The sequence below is a fragment of the Burkholderia sp. 9120 genome (assembly GCF_000745015.1).
Taxonomy (GTDB): domain Bacteria; phylum Pseudomonadota; class Gammaproteobacteria; order Burkholderiales; family Burkholderiaceae; genus Paraburkholderia.
This window is the reverse complement of sequence record NZ_JQNA01000002.1, coordinates 3141247-3157906: the sequence shown is the minus strand read 5'-3', so window position 1 is coordinate 3157906 and position 16660 is coordinate 3141247. Positions and strand designations below refer to the sequence as shown.

At 62.9% G+C, this 16660-nt stretch carries 15 protein-coding genes; 3 read left to right on the top strand and 12 right to left on the bottom strand.

What is annotated here, in order from left to right:
* The 5 genes from fhuB to FA94_RS22310 are packed head-to-tail and all read right to left on the bottom strand — an operon-like array spanning position 1 to position 7767.
* Complete coding sequence (fhuB, locus tag FA94_RS22330; protein ID WP_081936358.1) at positions 1-2040, bottom strand: Fe(3+)-hydroxamate ABC transporter permease FhuB; 2040 nt, start codon at positions 2038-2040, stop codon at positions 1-3.
* A 40-nt stretch (positions 2041-2080) separates the two neighbouring features.
* Positions 2081-3052 carry an ABC transporter substrate-binding protein gene (locus tag FA94_RS22325; RefSeq protein WP_063771793.1) on the bottom strand — a complete coding sequence of 324 codons (972 nt, stop codon included), beginning with the start codon at positions 3050-3052 and terminating at the stop codon, positions 2081-2083.
* Positions 3049-3864 carry an ABC transporter ATP-binding protein gene (locus tag FA94_RS22320; RefSeq protein ID WP_035562692.1) on the bottom strand — a complete coding sequence of 272 codons (816 nt, stop codon included), beginning with the start codon at positions 3862-3864 and terminating at the stop codon, positions 3049-3051. Before FA94_RS22320 ends, FA94_RS22325 begins: the two co-directional genes overlap by 4 nt.
* Before the next feature lie 53 nt (positions 3865-3917).
* On the bottom strand, positions 3918-5600 hold the full coding sequence (locus FA94_RS22315; protein ID WP_051980659.1) for a cyclic peptide export ABC transporter: 1683 nt from the start codon (positions 5598-5600) through the stop codon (positions 3918-3920).
* A 19-nt stretch (positions 5601-5619) separates the two neighbouring features.
* Positions 5620-7767, bottom strand: a complete 2148-nt coding sequence (locus FA94_RS22310; protein WP_063771792.1) for a TonB-dependent siderophore receptor — start codon at positions 7765-7767, stop codon at positions 5620-5622.
* A 216-nt stretch (positions 7768-7983) separates the two neighbouring features.
* Between FA94_RS22310 and FA94_RS22305 the strand changes: the two genes are divergently transcribed.
* The gene (locus tag FA94_RS22305; protein WP_035555242.1) at positions 7984-8769 is read left to right on the top strand and encodes an AraC family transcriptional regulator; all 786 of its coding nucleotides are present in this window, start codon (positions 7984-7986) and stop codon (positions 8767-8769) included.
* 55 nt (positions 8770-8824) lie between these two features.
* On the opposite strand, the gene FA94_RS22300 is transcribed toward FA94_RS22305, so the two are convergent.
* From FA94_RS22300 to FA94_RS22285, 4 genes are all read right to left on the bottom strand, one after another.
* On the bottom strand, positions 8825-9565 hold the full coding sequence (locus FA94_RS22300; protein WP_051980658.1) for a YbhB/YbcL family Raf kinase inhibitor-like protein: 741 nt from the start codon (positions 9563-9565) through the stop codon (positions 8825-8827).
* Positions 9566-9734: 169 nt separating this feature from the next.
* Entirely contained in the window at positions 9735-10619 is an 885-nt protein-coding gene (locus tag FA94_RS22295) for a helix-turn-helix transcriptional regulator (protein ID WP_035555239.1), read from the bottom strand.
* A 69-nt stretch (positions 10620-10688) separates the two neighbouring features.
* On the bottom strand, positions 10689-11228 hold the full coding sequence (locus tag FA94_RS22290) for a GNAT family N-acetyltransferase (protein ID WP_231585003.1): 540 nt from the start codon (positions 11226-11228) through the stop codon (positions 10689-10691).
* 114 nt (positions 11229-11342) lie between these two features.
* Positions 11343-11726 carry a hypothetical protein gene (locus FA94_RS22285; protein ID WP_231585002.1) on the bottom strand — a complete coding sequence of 128 codons (384 nt, stop codon included), beginning with the start codon at positions 11724-11726 and terminating at the stop codon, positions 11343-11345.
* 459 nt (positions 11727-12185) lie between these two features.
* Here FA94_RS22285 and FA94_RS22280 point away from each other — a divergent pair, with 459 nt between their 5' ends.
* Positions 12186-14087: a potassium transporter Kup gene (locus tag FA94_RS22280; protein WP_035555233.1), complete on the top strand. Its 1902-nt coding sequence runs from the start codon at positions 12186-12188 to the stop codon at positions 14085-14087.
* A gap of 92 nt (positions 14088-14179) precedes the next feature.
* On the opposite strand, the gene FA94_RS39790 is transcribed toward FA94_RS22280, so the two are convergent.
* From FA94_RS39790 to FA94_RS38755, 3 genes are all read right to left on the bottom strand, one after another.
* On the bottom strand, positions 14180-14302 hold the full coding sequence (locus FA94_RS39790; RefSeq protein ID WP_286166024.1) for a hypothetical protein: 123 nt from the start codon (positions 14300-14302) through the stop codon (positions 14180-14182).
* Between the two features lie 6 nt (positions 14303-14308).
* A complete protein-coding gene (locus FA94_RS22275) occupies positions 14309-14893 on the bottom strand; it encodes a hypothetical protein (protein WP_035555230.1) in 585 nt (194 codons plus the stop codon).
* A gap of 104 nt (positions 14894-14997) precedes the next feature.
* On the bottom strand, positions 14998-15435 hold the full coding sequence (locus FA94_RS38755; protein WP_156126687.1) for an ABC transporter permease family protein: 438 nt from the start codon (positions 15433-15435) through the stop codon (positions 14998-15000).
* A 349-nt stretch (positions 15436-15784) separates the two neighbouring features.
* Between FA94_RS38755 and FA94_RS22265 the strand changes: the two genes are divergently transcribed.
* Positions 15785-16609, top strand: coding sequence for an alpha/beta fold hydrolase (locus FA94_RS22265; protein ID WP_035555223.1), 825 nt, complete (start codon positions 15785-15787; stop codon positions 16607-16609).
* Positions 16610-16660: the final 51 nt, after the last annotated feature.

The window sequence follows — 16660 nt, the reverse complement described above, 5'->3', positions numbered from 1 at the left end:
TCACGCCGCACGCGGCGCGGTCCGCAACATCGACCACAGCAGATAAGGTCCGCAGATCAACGCGGCCATCAAGCCCGCGGGCATTTCGTCGGGGAACAGCAGCATGCGGCCGAGCCAATCGGCCAGCACCATCAGCAGCGCGCCCGCTGCGGCGGCCGCCAGCAGTTGTTCGCGCGCCCGGCATACGCCCAGCGAACGAGCGAGATGCGGCGCCATCAACCCGACGAACGACAGCGGTCCGATCAGCAAGGTCGCGGTGGCCGTCAGCAACGCAGTCAACAGCAAAACCGCCAGACGCGCGACATCGACGCGCACGCCCAGTGAACGGCTCGTGCCCTCGCCGAGAGAAAGCAGTTCCAGCCAGCGAGCGAGCAACGGCGCCGCGCCCAAACCGAACACCGCGACGACCACCGCCACCGCCGCCGCAATCGGATCCACGTAATACGTCGAGCCGACGACGAAATTCAGCAGCAACACCGCGCGCGGATCGCCGCTCGCCGTGACCGTGCCGCTGACGGCCTGAAACAACGCGCCAATCGCCACGCCGATCAGCAACAGCCGCTCCGGCGCATATTTCACGCGATGTCCGAACCACAGCAACAGCATCAACGTGACGATCGAGCCCACGAGACAGGCGCCGAACAACTCGAGCGGCCCAGGCGCGGCGAACAGGAACACGGCGGCCACAATGCCGAGCGCGCCGCCCGAACTGACGCCGATCAGGTCGGGACTGGCCACGGGATTGCCGGTCATGCGCTGAACCAGCACGCCGGCGAGGCCCAGCATGATGCCCGCCGCCAACGCCGCCGCGGTGTGCGGCACATGCCAGAACGCCAGCGCGCCGAGCTGAGCGGCGCTCGTCACGTGCCAGCCGTTCAGGCCGCGTCCGAACATCAGCGACAGCACCGCGACCAGCACGGCGAGCGACGCCACGACCGCGACCAACTGCGCGGGACGCTTGCGCCGGAAGGCGGTCGACCCACCCGGACCATCCGTGCGCAGATCCGGGCGCGACTTGAGTTGCCGCAAAAGCCACAGCAACATCGGCGCGCCGAACAGCGACGTGACGGCGCCCGTCGGAATGAGTTGCGAGCCGAATACGCCGCTGATCGCCACCATCTGCACGACTTCGTCGGTGAGCCACAGTAGCGTTGCGCCAAGCAGCGGCGCCCAGATGAGACGCTGCTGGAAACGCCGGGCGCCCGCAAGGCGAGCCAGCGTCGGCGCGGCGAGGCCAATAAAACCGATCACGCCGACCGCGCTGACCACACATGCGGTCAGCGCCACCGCGAGACCCAACGCGGCGAAGCGGGTGCGCGGCAGCGAAACGCCCAATCCGCGCGCGGTGCTTTCGCCGGCTTCGAAGAGACTTAGCGGACGGCGCAACAGAAAGATCGCGACAGAGGCGAGCGCGAGTCGCTCGAACAAGGCGCCGCTTGCCTGCCAGCCGTGCTGATCCAGCGCGCCGCCGCCCCAGATCATGAGTCCGGTGAGCAACTGGAAATGCGAAATCGCCAGCCCGAGCGTTAGCGAGCCGCAATACAGACTCACGATCATCCCGGACAGGATCACCGATAGCGACGCAAGCCGTTGCCGCCATGCGAGGCCGAAGACCAGCAACATCGCCAGTGCGCCGCCCACCAGCGCGATCAACTCGCGCTGACTCGCCGCGGCGGCCGGCGCCCAGATCGTCGCGATCGTCAGCGCCAGATACGCGCCGGGGAAAATCCCCAGCGTCATCGGTTCCGCGAGCGGATTGCGCAGCACCTGTTGCGCAATCGCGCCCGCGAGTGCAAGCGCCGCCCCGCAAATCAGCGTGATGGCGATACGCGGCAATGCGCTGTCATGCACGATCAGTTGATGCAGATTGCCCGGCTCCGGCGTGACCAGCGCGGACCAAAGACTCGATCCCGCGAGTTGCTTCTGCAAGACCCACGCGGTCAGCGCCAATGCCGCCAGCACCAGCAGCGAGATCAGCATGGGAAGTCGGTTTTTCGGCTCCGAGGTCGCTAACCGCGGGCCTTCGCCTGCTTCGGGCATGGCGGCCGCGTTGCGTCGCCGGTTGAAATTGGGCATTGGGTTATACGACATGGCTGTTCCGCGTTGGCAGGGCGTCCACGACGGCGCGAGTGAACCGCTGAACGGAAATCAACGCGCCGCTCGGCGAGATGACCGGCAGGATCGCCGATCTGCCGGGCTGCGCGAAAGGCAGTTGCCGCCACACCGGATTGCGTTGCAGACCGGCGGCCGTGCCGTCCTCGCCTGCCCCGACCCACAGGAGATGAGCGTCCGGCGCGACGATCAGCCGTTCGAGTTCGACGATGCTGGAGGCAGCGCCTCCCGCCACCAGTGCGTCACGCGCGCCGTCCGCCGACGCGGTGGCGGCATTGCGAATGCCCAGCCTCCGCAGGACGTCGCCGAACATGCTGGCGCCGCCGAAAATCCGCAGATGACGATCGTCGATCGCCTGGGCGACATAGACCTGCGCATAGCCGCCGGTCGGCAAGGCGGCGTCGAGCGCCGCACGCGAGCGCGCGAGCACCCGGTCGGTTTCGTCCATCAGCGACTGGGCCCGCGCTTCGAGACCCAGGCGTCTGGCGAGTATGGACAGTTCGGCACGCATCGCCTGATACGGTTGCGGATCCGTCATGTACGCGCCGAGCGTCAAGGTCGGCGCAATGCGCTCGAACGAACCCTTCACGCTCGCATGCGCGGGGGTGATCACCATCAGGTCCGGCCGCAACTCGTACAGCAAATCGTAGTTCGGCTGAAACAGCAAACCGACGTCGACGACACCGGCCGGCAACGGCGGCGCCACCACGCTACTCGTGTACCACGAGGGCGCCGGTACGCCGATCGGCGCGACGCCGAGCGACAGCACCATCTCCGTCAGATCCCAGTTCAGCACGACGAGCCGCCGTGGCACGCGGGCGGCGGCTTGCGGCGTGGCGCCGTGCGCGGCAACCGTCGCGCCGAGCGCGGTCGCGGCCAGCGCGCGCAGACAGAGACGGCGTTTCTTCGAGCGATCCGGCACAACGCTCCCCGTCTTCATTGCGGAATACCGACGGCGCGGCCGCTGGCGGGATCTCGCAGCACCGTCATCGGCACGCCGTAGATCGCTTCGAGGTTCGGGCCGGTCATGATGTCGCGAGGCGAGCCCTGCATCAGGATCTTGCCGTTGCGCAGCGCGACGATCCGATCGCAAAAGCGCGCGGCCATATTGATGTCATGCAGCACGATCACGGCTGCAATGCCACGCTCGGCGCACAGCGTGCGCACGAGGTCCAGCACCTCGACCTGGTGCGCCACATCGAGCGCGGACGTCGGTTCGTCGAGCAGCAGGCAGCGGCTGTCCTGCGCGATCAGCATGGCCAGCCACACGCGCTGACGCTCGCCGCCGGACAGACTATCCACCTGCCGGTCCGCGTAGTGGGTCACGTCCGTCATTTGCATCGCCTCGGCGACCCGCTCGCGATCCTCGTCGCCGAATACACCGAGACTGCCGTGCCACGGATAGCGGCCCAGCGCGACGAGTTCACGCGCGAGCAAGCCGTCCGTAGAGGGCGTGTATTGCGGCAGATGCGCCACCCGACGCGCGAATTCGCGCGGCTTCCACGCGGCCAGCGGCTTGCCGTCGAAGCGGATCGCGCCCGCACCTTGCGCGTGATGGCGCGCCAGCAAACGCATCAAGGTGGTCTTGCCCGACCCGTTGTGACCGATCAGGCCGGTCACGCACTCGCGGGAAATCGACAGATCGATACCATCCAGCAGCGTCGTTGCACCCACATCGAATCGGACCTTGTCCAGTTCGAACAGCGACGACGCCGGCGCGGATTCCGTGAAAGACGAACTCGTATTGGCCATGAACTCTGAACCGTTCCGCAGCACGCTGCGGCTTGAAAAAAAGGAAATGCCCATCAGGCACGCGCCGAAGCACCCGCCGCGAACGTGCCGGCCGTGCCGGCATGAAAGGGGTCGCCGGACGGCGCGGCGCCGCCGCCCTGTTCGACCACCTGGCCGAAATCCAGCTTGATATAGCGATCCGCGAGCGGGAAGTAACGGTCGTCGTGCGTGATGACAACGACCGCTTTGCCTTTCGCCTTCAACTCGGGCAACAGCCGCCGGTAGAACACATCTTTAAAGAGCGGGTCCTGATCCGCGGCCCATTCGTCGAACAGATAAAACGGCCGGTCTTCCAGATACGCGACAAGAAGCGCGAGCCGCTTGCGCTGACCTTGCGACAGGTCGAGCGTCGAAAACACGCCGTTCTCGATGCGGACCTTGTGCGACAGTTGCAGTTCGTCGAGTAGCGCGTGCGCAAGCGCATCCACGTTGTCCAGCTTGATGCCGAACAGCGTGTCGAACAGAAAGAAGTCGCTGAAAACCACCGAAAAGTGCTGTCGGTAAGCATCGCGCTGCGCTTCGCCGACCGCTTCGCCGTTCAGCAGGATACGTCCGCTTTCCGGTGTGTAGAGGCCGACGATCATCTTGGCAAGCGTGGTCTTGCCGCTGCCGTTGCCGCCGATCAGATAAACGAGTTCGCCCGGACGAAAGCTCAGATCGATCGGGCCCAGCGTAAAGACGTCGTTTTCCTTTTCCCTGAAATAGCGGTGCGTGACGCCTTCCAGCACGATGCTGTCGAACGACGCCGCGTGCGCGACCAGGTCCGTTCGCTCGACGGGCAGCTCTGCATTCACTTGCTCGATGCGTTCGAGCGCCACGCGCGCCGTGCCGAGGTTCGGAATCGACGAAAGCAGGCTTTCGATCGGCATGATCATGTACAGAAAGATCATCGCGTAGCCGGACATGACATGCGGCGTCACGGGCAGATAGCGCGTCAGAACGAACAGCACGCAGCCAATGAACGCGAAGAAAATGAAGCTGCCCCAGCTCGCCGCGGCGGCATACAGCACGTAGCCGCGCGTGCGCTGTACGCGCACCGCCTCGATGTTGCCGGCGAGCGTGTCGTCGACGAAAGCGCGCATGCGCGCCCGATGCAGCTTCAGTTCTTTCGCACCGTCGAATAGCGCGCGGAAGTGATGCACCAGCGCATCTTCCCGGCGCCGCGAATTACGCAGATGGAACAGGCCGCGCGTATGGGCCACACGAAAACCCACCGCGCCGATCAGCACGGTGAGCGACGCAAAAGCGAGCACCTGCCACGACAGGAAGCCCAGATACACGAGGCAACCGGCAATCACCGCACCGTTCATCATGAGTCCGGGCAAGCTGACGAACAGCACGACGATCGTGTCGAGATCCTGGGTCAGCACGCCCAACGCGCGTGCCGATCCCTGACGTTCGATGCTCGCATAGGGCGCCGTCGAAATCCGCTCGATGGTTCTCATTCGCAGACTCGCCTTGGCGTTCTGGCCGAGACTCATGAAGAGGGTCTGCGACACCGTGCGCGTAATGAGCACGACGACGCCGATCGCGAAGAAACGCACGCCGAGTTCGACCAGTTGCTCGCGTGGCGACGCGAGCGCCTGATTGATCAGCGCGACCAGCCCCGCGTTGCCGAAACCGCTGACGAGACTCATGACGATCGCGACGAGCAAGCGCCCGCGCGAGCCCTTTACCATTGACCAGAGAAGGTGCATATCTAACCGTGTACGCCGATTACCATTGATACCTCGCCGTCCCAATCACCGAGCGGTCCGAGCCGTAGTAGCACTGCACGCTGTTCGTGCAATAGGCAATGTACTGACGGTTGAACAGATTGTTGGCGTTGACCGCGAAGCGCCAGTTGCGGACGTCATAGTGCACCACCGCGTCGACGAGGAAGTGACTCGGCACCTGGAAGGTGTTGCCCGCGTCGCCGTATGTCGTGCCGATATAGCGCGCGCCGCCGCCGAAGCCGAGGCCGCGCAGATTGCCGGCATGCAGCGTGTAGTCCAGCCAGATCGACGCCATGTTGGTGGGATTGCCCGACGGCGGCCGCTTGTTCAACGACGGATCGTCGGCGCCGGCCGCGGTCACGCGCTGATTCAGGAACGCATACGACGCGATCAGGTTCAGCCCTTCGGTGAGACCGATGCGCGCTTCGGCTTCGAAACCGCGCGAGCGGATTTCGCCCGTCTGATTCGTAAAGCCGGGATGCGCGTCGTCCGACGTTTGGACGTTCTGCTGACGCAGGTCGAATGCGGCCACGGTGAACAACGCGTTGTAGCCCTTGGGCTGATACTTCACGCCCACTTCATACTGCTTGCCGCGGGTCGGCTGGAACGGCGAACCGTCGAAGTTCGCGCCGGCAACCGGCTGAAACGATTTCGCAAAACTCGCATAGGGCGCAATGCCCGATTCGAATTCGTAGTTCAGCCCCGCGCGCCACGTGAAGGCGTGCTGCTGGCTGAGCGTGCCGACGCCGTCGGTGGTATTCGAATTGCGGGCCCAGTCCTGACGAGCACCGAGCGTCAAGGTCCAGCGCTTGTAACGCAATTGATCCTGCGCGTAGAGGCCGTACTGCGTTTGCGCGATGTATTGCTTCGTGCTGTCCGGCACGAAGGCGACGTTGCTGTAGTCGGGCGCGAAAATATCGATCGTACCCAGCGAATAACCACGGCTGATGCGATCCATCACGCGCTGCACGTCGAAACCGAACAGCACGGTGTGATTGATTGCTCCCGTGTCGAACTTCGCCTCGGCCTGCGTATCGACGCTGAAGTTCGTCAGGTGTTCGTCGTTGTTATTGGTGAAGAGGCCGGCGGTACGCTGATCGTCGGCGAGCGAGCCGAATAGCGAGTTCTGGTAGTACTGAATGTCCTGATGCAGATAGCGGACATTCTGGCGGATCTTCCAGGTATCGCTAAACGCATGTTCGAACAGATAGCCGATCGAAAACTGCTGGCGCTTGAGGCGGTCGGTGTTCGGATCGCCGAGATAGTCATGCGACGAAATGTGTCCGTTGATATTCGGCAGGATCGTGCCGGCCGCGGGCACCGGATTGAACAGGCCGCCTTGCGGATCGTACTGATAGCTGCCCAGCAGCGTGAGGCTCGTGTTCCTGTCGGGGCGGAACGTCACCGACGGCGCAATCGCGAGCCGCTGCTCCTTGATGTGATCGGTCTGCGAATCGGCGTCGCGCGCGAGTCCTGTTACGCGGTACAGAATCGTGCCGTCTTTATCGACCGGGCCGCTCATGTCGAACATGCCCTGATAGCGGTTGTCGCTGCCAATCTGCAATTGCAACTCGTGGAACGGGTAGGCGGTCGGCAGTTTGCTGGTCATCAGCACCGCGCCGCCGGGACTGCCCTGGCCGTACAGGACCGAAACCGGTCCGCGCACCACGTCGATACGATCGAGGAAATACGGATCGATTCGCGGCGACGCGTACCAGGTAGTGCGCATCAGGCGCAGGCCGTCGAGATACGTATCGCTGTCGAGGCTGAAGCCGCGAACCGTGATCTGATCGAAGCGCGTTTCGTTGTCCTGGGAGGTGACACCCGGCACGTAGCGGATCGCGGCGTCCAGCGTTTGCGCCGCTTGCGCGTCCATCTGCTCGCGCGTCACGACGGAAACCGACTGCGGCGTTCGAATCAGCGGCGTATCCGTCTTCGAACCGGCAACGCTGCGCTTCGCGACATAGCCGAACGTTTCCTTGTCGTCTCCCGAGCCTGCCGTCACCACGACTGCCGGCAGCGTGTTTTTGTCCGCGCCACCGGCTGCGTTCGCGCCGCCCGTTTGGGTGATCTCCCCTGCGCTCTGTGCATGAGCCGCGGCGGCAGCCGTCAGCCACATCGTGGCCATTGCCCAACGCGTCTTTCTCATTCGTTTCGATCCCCGACCGCTCATTTCCACCATCCCTTCAATTGTCATTATGTCGCATCAAATACGAGTACGAATGCGAATCGTTACTATTCTTTATCGCATTGGCTTGCGAAACCGCAGAAGTCGTGGAAGGATAGCGCCGGTATTGTCGCGCTGTCTTGCCATCAAACATCGCAAAACAGACACTTTTTGGCAGACTTAAACGAGAGCTTTTAGATGGATCCAATCTGGCGAGCGCAATTCGGCGTCGAATACCGTCGTCAACCGCGACCTGTAATGGCGCGCGGTTCGTCCTATACGAATGGGCAACGCGAAATCTGGCACGCGCACGAGCAGGCGCAGTTGTGCTACGCGATGAACGGCGCCGTGCGCGTGCTGACGCCGATGGGCAGCTGGATGCTGCCGCCCATGCGGGCGATCTGGTTGCCGCCCGGCGTCGACCACGAGATTCATGCAATCGGCAGCGTCGACACTTACAGCGTGTATCTGGAGCCCGACGCCGCGCCGTGGTTATGGCCGGCGTGCCGCGTTCTGCTGGTCACGCCGCTAATGCACGAGTTGACGACCAAGTTGGCGGAGGAGCCGCAAGAATATGCAGCCGATAGCCTCGGCGCGCACATTGCGCCGTTGCTGCTCGAGCTGCTGTGCCGCGCCGATTCGACGACGCAAGGCGGACTGCCACTGCCCAGCGATCGACGGCTCAGGGCGATCTGCAGCCAGTTGCTGGCCTCGCCCGACAACGACGACACGCTCGACGAATGGAGCGAGACCGTCGGCGCGAGCGCGCGGACGCTGGCGCGTCTTTTCCGGCTGGAGACGGGGCTCACCTTCGGACAATGGCGTCAGCAGTTGCGTCTGGTCGAGGCGATGTCGCGTCTGGTGGTCGGCGACTCCGTGGCGAAAGTCGCCGACGATCTGGGCTATCAGAGCAGCAGCAGTTTTATCGCGATGTTCCGGCGGGAAATGGGCGAAACGCCACAGCGGCTTCTGAAGCGGAGTTGAGAGGGAAAGTGCGGAGCACGCGCAGGCCGGCGCATTCTCGACAGCCTGTGGTCTTTCAGCGCCGCGCCCCGCGATTCACGAAGTAATCGACGCTCGCGCTTCCCGTGGCCAGAACATGCGTCTTCATCGCGCGCAAAAGATCTGCGCGGCTGAACGCCCCCGACAATCCGAGCGTGTCGACATCGAGTGCGTAAACCGTCACCCGATAGCGATGCACACGCTCATCGTTCCATGGCGGACAGGGGCCCATGTAGCCGCCATACGGACCGTCCTTCATGAAGGCCGCGAAGCCGTTCTGACCTCTGACACCGTACACCGTGCGTTCAAGCGGCAAACCGCCCTGAAGGTGGCCGTCGCCGTCCAGTGCTTCCGGCAAGGTGGTCCGATCCCCGGGAATATCGGCGAGCACCCAGTGGACGAACTCCTGGCGAGGCGCGTCGAATGCGATGCTCGTGCCGGGCTGGTTCAGCGTCGACAAGTTGAGCGGTACATCGGGATCGATCAGGGTCAACGCGTAGGATCGCGTGCCGGCCGGTCCTCGCGACCAGGTCACCGGGAGACTCCGGTTCGCGCCGGGTGCGCTTCTGCCGGCCGTGGTCGACACGCAGGACGCGTTCGCGAGCGCAAGCTCGTGTACCGCCGCGGATGCCGGCGCTTTCGACACACCGATCACAACCCGCAACATCTCCGCGCCAGCCTGAGCGCTGGCCGCGCCGGCCGCGCCGAACGCAAAAGCAAATACGAATGGGGATGTCGCGGCGACCGCTGCCGCGCAAAGTCTGGTTGTCGTTTTCATTTCCGTTCTCACTAGTTTGCCCGTCACGACAAATTAGCAAGCACGGTGCGCCCCAGCGCGCACGCAAACGCTCAAAGTTCGGCCAGATCCGATCAGTTGTTTCGATACCCGCAATTGAGAAGCGAAAGCCGTCTCGTCGTCACGACGACTCACACGCGGTGACTCGCGATTATTTGCCGTCGTCGATCGGCTGCGAATCGCGGAGCGCACGCGGATCGGCGCCCTCAATCTCACGAAATCGCTCGATGAAGCGTCGCGACGACTGATACCCCGACGCCAGCGCCGCATCGCGGACTGAAACGCCCGCCTCCTTCAGCAGGGAAGACGCCGCAGCCATCCGTTCTTCGGCGAGCAACGCACGCAACGATTGGCCCTCGCCCGCGAGCTTGCGCCTGAGCGTGGCGTTGCTCATGCCCAATTCCGCCGACAACAGATCGGCCGTCCACGGATGATCGGGCCGCCAGCGCACGAGCGCGCGTACGGCGTCGGCGGTGGACTGCGCCGACGCGTGCGGGCGTAACGGCAAAACACCGCGCGTGCCGAGGATCAACAGAATCTCCATGATCCGATGATCGACCAGCACGGGAGGAAGCGATTGCGTTGCAATGCCTTCGGCGGAATGCAGGATCGCGCCGATCAACAGCGGATCGAGTTGCGCCTCGATGTTCTGTGCGCCCGTTTGCGCCTGCCATTCCGGATGAGCGCGATGCGCGCCGAGAACGAGCGCTTCCGAGAAATCCAGAAAGAGCGCCCGGTAAAAGCCGGTGACCTGATCGGGCAGATTGACGACATCGCCACGCCATCCGCCCGGCAGCACGATTGCGCGACCGGCGGCGAAGCGTAGTTGCCGGCCCATCGTCACAAGTTCCTTCGACCCCTCGAGCACCACGATCAACGACGGACGCGGCAGGAATACATCGGCAATTCGCTCTTTTTCTCGTGCGACGAACGCGAACATGGAAGGCCGAGCCGCGACGCGCAGCAACGACGGCGGACGAGTATCCACTTTCGCGAGCCGCTTGAGCGCAAGCAATAAATCACGAGTCTCCGTCATACTTAGTCGAAGCCTTGCAATAACGGGGAGTAGAAAAGAAGCGGGCGAGGAATGCGCGAAAGACTCGCGTCACCGCAGCCGTTTAACCATGTGCTCTTCATCGTAAAACCGGCCATCTATCTGCATGGCGCGCGGCTCTACGCCGAAGCGCTCAAACCCTTGCGATACATACAATTTTCTCGCGGCTACATTTTCCGCATTGACGCACAACATCAACTGAACGCAGTCCCACTCGTTCGACGCATGCACTGTCGCGGCCGACAACAGCGACTGAGCAATACCTTGCCCCCGCCGCGAAGGGTGAACGAACACGCCCCAGATTGTCGCCTTATGACGCACCTGAACCAGAGGCTCGCGACGCACACCGGTAATCCCGATCAACTCACTATCAGCGAACGCGCCGAAAACCGCCTGCAGTTCGGTCGATTGAATACGCGCGATGGTTTGTTCAGTCGAGCGCGCCGACTCTTCCTCGCGAGTCGGCCAGATTGAAGTTGGCGAGTTGTCTACGGCAAGAAGACGCAACGATCTGAAAAGGCCGGCGTCGGCGGCGGTGAGAAGACGGATCATGGTTGTAATTTTAATTTCATCAAACGGGAAACAGGACATCGCTCAGCGCGGGCCAACAGCCGGCCGCATCGAACGACTCCCGGATTCGATAACGAAAGCGATCCGGTGTTTTAACACGTTTGCGAAATGATCTACTCCGGCTCGTCCTCCCGATCACTTCAACCCGACGATGTAGAAGACGACATCCTCCTTGCCGACATTCTTGAGTTTGTAAGGACCGCTCGCCTCGAAGACACGCACCTCGCCGGTCTTCCACATGGCCATTTCTTTTCTTCCGTCAGGATAGATCCGCTGGATCGAACCGCCTTTCATCGCACGCACCACGCGATAAGGGCGCGCGCGGCTATCGGTTTCAGCGCCCGGCTTGATGCGTTCCTCCGAGGCCACCACCTTCTCGTTTTCCGCCATGACCTTGACCTGATCGGACGACGACGTCATCGCGGCCTTCTCCTGCGACATGGCCTGACTGCCCAGACTCATCATCAACGCGAACGCAACCCATTGAAGGCGTCCGATAAAAACCGCTAGTTTGGCCACGATGCACCTCGGCGTTAACGTCATGCAAACGCGAATCCCTCATGCGGACTCTGCAATTCGTTATAGGCCAGCGCCAGCGCCGATATCAGACAAACCCGCGACTCGCGGCGTCGAACGCGACGTGCAAGCGTGCTGGGTAAAGGCATCGCGATGTTTTCTGAAAGGAAGCCACGGTAGGATTCGGGCTGGCACGTGTCGCAACGCGACGCGTCAATCATGCTTCGCCGAAGACATCGAGGATTCACATGAGTACTTACATCCTGCTGGGCGGTGGGTTCGGACTCGCCCTACTCATCGCGATCTGGGGAATCTGGCGGCTGAGGTAGGGTCGCGCACACAGACCACGCCCGGCCCGGCCTATCCTTTGCCTCAGCTAGCGAGTCGCACGACCGGCATCCATCGCCGCCCGTCCCGCCACGCTGACGTTTCCGCCGCCTTTACTCCGCTTACGACAGACCTATGTCCTCCTCCGCGACTTCCTCACCCAACGCCACCGCCAAGGCGGCCGCGCCAAGCCTCGTACTGGGCGCTATCGGCGTTGTGTTCGGCGACATCGGTACCAGTCCGCTATACACGCTTCGCGAATGTCTGAAGGCGGCCGGCGGCATCACGCAATTGAACGTCTTCGGCATCGTGTCGCTGATTCTCTGGGCCATCATCATCGTCGTGACGCTTAAATATGTCACTTTCGTGATGCGTGCCGATAACGACGGCGAAGGCGGCATCCTCGCGCTCACCGCGCTCGCTTCGCGCGTAGCGCCCGAGCGACTGCGGCAAGTGCTGTTGACCCTCGGCGTGTTCGGCGCGGCGATGTTCTACGGCGATTCGATGATCACGCCGGCCATCTCCGTGATCTCCGCGGTGGAAGGCGTGACGCTGGTGGATCCGCATCTCACCGAGTGGATCGTGCCGATCTCGCTCGTGATTCTCACCGGCCTCTTCAAGATTCAGAAGCGCGGCACCGGCGCGGTCGGCAAAGTGTTCGGGCCGATCATGATCGTCTGGTTCGTCACGCTGGCGGCGCTCGGCTTGTCGCATATCATCCCGCACATCGATATTCTGCGAGCCGTGTCGCCGACCTATGCGTTCGCGTTCGTGACGCATGCGCCCGGCACCGCGTTCATCGTGCTGGGTTCCGTGTTTCTCGCGTTGACCGGCGGCGAGGCGCTTTACGCGGACATGGGGCACTTCGGCAAGCGGCCGATCAATCTCGCGTGGCTGTTTCTCGTGCTGCCGAGCCTGGTGCTGAATTACTTCGGCCAGGCTGCGCTGGTGCTCGATAAACCGTCGACCATCGCCCAACCGTTCTTCCAGTCGGCGCCGGGCTGGGCACTGGTTCCGCTGGTGATCCTGGCCACGGCGGCCACCATCATCGCGTCTCAAGCGGTGATTTCCGGCGCGTTCTCGATGACCAAGCAGGCCGTGCAACTCGGCTTCCTGCCGCGCATTCCGGTGGTCCATACGTCGTCGCACGAGATGGGCCAGGTGTACGTGCCGTTCATCAACATCTCGCTTTACGCGGCGGTGGTGTTCCTCGTCGTGTTCTTCAAATCGTCGGATAACCTCGCGGCGGCGTACGGGATCGCGGTGGCGTCGACCATGCTGCTGACGACCCTGCTGATGTATTTCATTACCCACGACCTGTGGAAATGGAGCCCGCTGAAAACGGCCGTGGTCATCGTGCCGCTCGCGCTGGTCGACGCCGTGTTCGTGTCGAGCAACGTCAGCAAGGTCATGGAAGGCGGCTGGTTCCCGTTACTGGCGGGCGGCGTGCTGTTCACCGTGATGACCACGTGGCACAAAGGGCGCGAAACCCTGATGGAGCGGATGAGAAGCGACAACCTTCCGCTCGCGACCCTGATTCATTCGCTGTGCGACGGCGCTCATTCGCCGCCGCGCACCAACGGCACCGCGGTGTTTCCCGGCGGCGTGGCCGGCATGGCGCCCAGCGCGTTTCTGCACAATCTGAAGCACAACGGCGTTATGCATCAGTTCAACATCTTCATGGCCGGTACGACCGACAACGTGCCTCACGTGCCGGACGAACAGAAAGCCGTGGTCGAAGATCTGGGGCATGGCTGCTACTCGGTGGTCGTGCGTCATGGCTTCACCGAGATTCCCAACGTGCCGCGCGTTCTGGAGTTCGTGCAGAAACAGATTCCGGAATGGCACTACGAGCCTTCCGACACGTCGTTCTTCCTCGCACGCGATACGGTGCTGGCGACCGGCGAAAGCAAGGCGATGTCGTTGTGGCGCGAGAAGCTGTTCGCGTTCCTCGCGAGGAACGCGGCGCAGGCGGCCGAGTACTACAGCCTGCCCGCGAATCGCGTGGTGGAAATGGGCGGTCAGATCAATATCTGACGCGACGGCACGGGCGCCGTCCCGTGCCGACTGGTTGAGTCCAAAAGACAGTGAGCGGTGACGGCGTGCGGCGTGCGTCGTGAGCGAACGACTCAGGCTTCCGTGTCGACCATGCCGGTTGTCTTGCCGGAGGCGAGCATCAGTTGGGCAAGCTCCGAGGTGGCCATTTCGATCGCGGAATTGATCGTCGACACCTGGCTCGACAAACTGCTCACACGAACTTACTGGGCGCTGACCTGAACGTCGTCGTCAGTCGATTGCGTCGAGCTGCTGGATTGGCGCGAATGTTTGGCCTGCGTGGTTTGCGCGGATGCGTCGGCTGAAGCACTGCCGCCGGACTGAATCGCCCCGATCGACTGGCTGGCTTGCGATGGCGAACTGTGCGATGTCCGTGTTTGCGAGCCCTGCGCTTGCGACATTTGCGACTCGACCGCCGCGAGTTGCGCCTGCAGCCGCTGGATCAGTTGCGTGAGCTCCTGCATTTCGAATTCAGTGGCGCTCGAGCTGCTGGACGCACCGCCACCGCCACCTCCGCCGCCACCTTTGCCGCCCTTACCTTTGGCGTGAGTGGTCGAACTGCTGCCGCTGCTACTCGACGAACCCGAAGCCGCCGAGGTCGATGTAGCGCTACCGGACTGCGAGCCGGAAGAACCGGATGAGCCCGATGAGCCCGACGAGGTAGCGGACGTAGAGGCCGAACCCGCCGCGGCAGAACCCGAAGCCGCTGAATTCGCCGTAGTCGTCGCGGCCGTTCCGCCGCCGTTGGTTTGCCACGCATTGAGGCTGGTCGCGCTGGTGATCTGCATCAGCACACCTCCTTTAAACAGGTCGATTCGTCGAGATTGGGCAAGCCCGACGGACTGCCCCTCAATGCATAACGGCAGCGCGCGGCACAAACTTTAGCGCCGCTTCAGCGATCGTCGCGCAGCCATGGTTTGTCCTCGCCACGTGCCGCCTTCTTCTTCGACGAAGGCCAGACCGCCGCGATCAATCCGGCAATCAGCCCGAGCACCCCGACGAGCGCCATCAACCCGCCGCCGACGTAAGGCGTCAGCGCCGCGCCGAAGGAATTGGCCGCGCCTAGAAACAGCAGACCGACGATCAGCGCGACGCATCCCCCGATGCCCCACACGGCCGCTGCCACGGCAAAAAATCGACTCATTGTGACCCTGAGAAATGAATGGATCGTTGCGATGGTGTGCGTATGGACGGTGCGAGCAATGCATGCCTCACACGCGAACGACCCGATGCAACTCAACACGATAGTTTGCGTGGATTGTACCTGGTGTGAAAAAGGCGCCGCCGCCGTGGCCGGATCGCGCCCGCCGCCGGCCTCGTTGGCCTTCAACTTCCCTACGGTTCGACCTCGAATCCCGTTAAGAACAATTAAGCATTCTGAAGTTCAGCACAGCCGGTCGCGCCGTAGGATTCAACCTGTGATGTCCCATGACGCACGCGTCAGAAAGGCACATCCATCAACGACACAAGAAACAACACAAGACTGGAGAATCACTTTGGCCCATTCATCCGAAACGCCGTCGGCGCAGCGCCGTCAACTACTCATGGCAGGCGCTGGCGCAGCGGGTGCAGCCGTCGCCGCCATGGCAGCACCGGGCGCCGCCATGGCAGCGGCATCCGCCAGCAGCAGCACGCACACGGGCAACTCGTCCCATTCACATCAAGGAGAGCGTCACACCATGAATTACGTTACGACTAAAGACGGCACGCGAATCTTTTACAAGGACTGGGGCACCGGTACGCCGGTGGTGTTCTCGCACGGCTGGCCGCTCGACGCCGATGCATGGGACCCGCAGATGCTGTTCCTGGTCAACAAGGGCTATCGCGTGATTGCACACGACCGCCGCGGTCATGGCCGCTCGGACCAGCCGTCGCACGGTAACGACATGGACACGTACGCGGACGATCTGGCCGCGGTGATCAACGCACTCGACCTGAAGGGCGCGATGCTGGTGGGCCACTCGACGGGCGGCGGCGAAATCGCTCACTACGTCGGCCGTCACGGCACCTCGCGCGTCTCGAAGATGGTGCTGATCGGCGCGGTGCCGCCGATCATGGTCAAGACCGAAAGCAACCCGAACGGTCTGCCGATGTCGGTATTCGACGGCATTCGTGCGAGCGTCGCGAGCAACCGCTCGCAGTTCTATAAAGACCTCGCAGTGCCGTTCTTCGGCTTCAACCGTCCGAACGCCAAGATCGAACAAGGCACGATCGACGAGTTCTGGCGCGAAGGCATGCTCGGCTCGATCAAAGGCCAGTACGACTGCGTCAAGGAATTCTCGGAAGTCGACTACACGGCCGATCTGAAGAAGATCGACGTGCCGACGCTGGTGCTGCATGGCGACGACGACCAGATCGTGCCGATCGACCAGGCTGGCCGCATGTCGGCAAAGATCGTCAAGAACGCCACGCTGAAGGTTTATCCGGGCGCGCCGCACGGCATGTGCACGACGGAAGCCGATAAGGTCAACGCCGATCTGCTGGCGTTCCTGCAACAAGGCTAAGGTCAGGTCGGGTGCTGTCCGGCTCGATCAGCCGGACAGCACCCGAAGCGA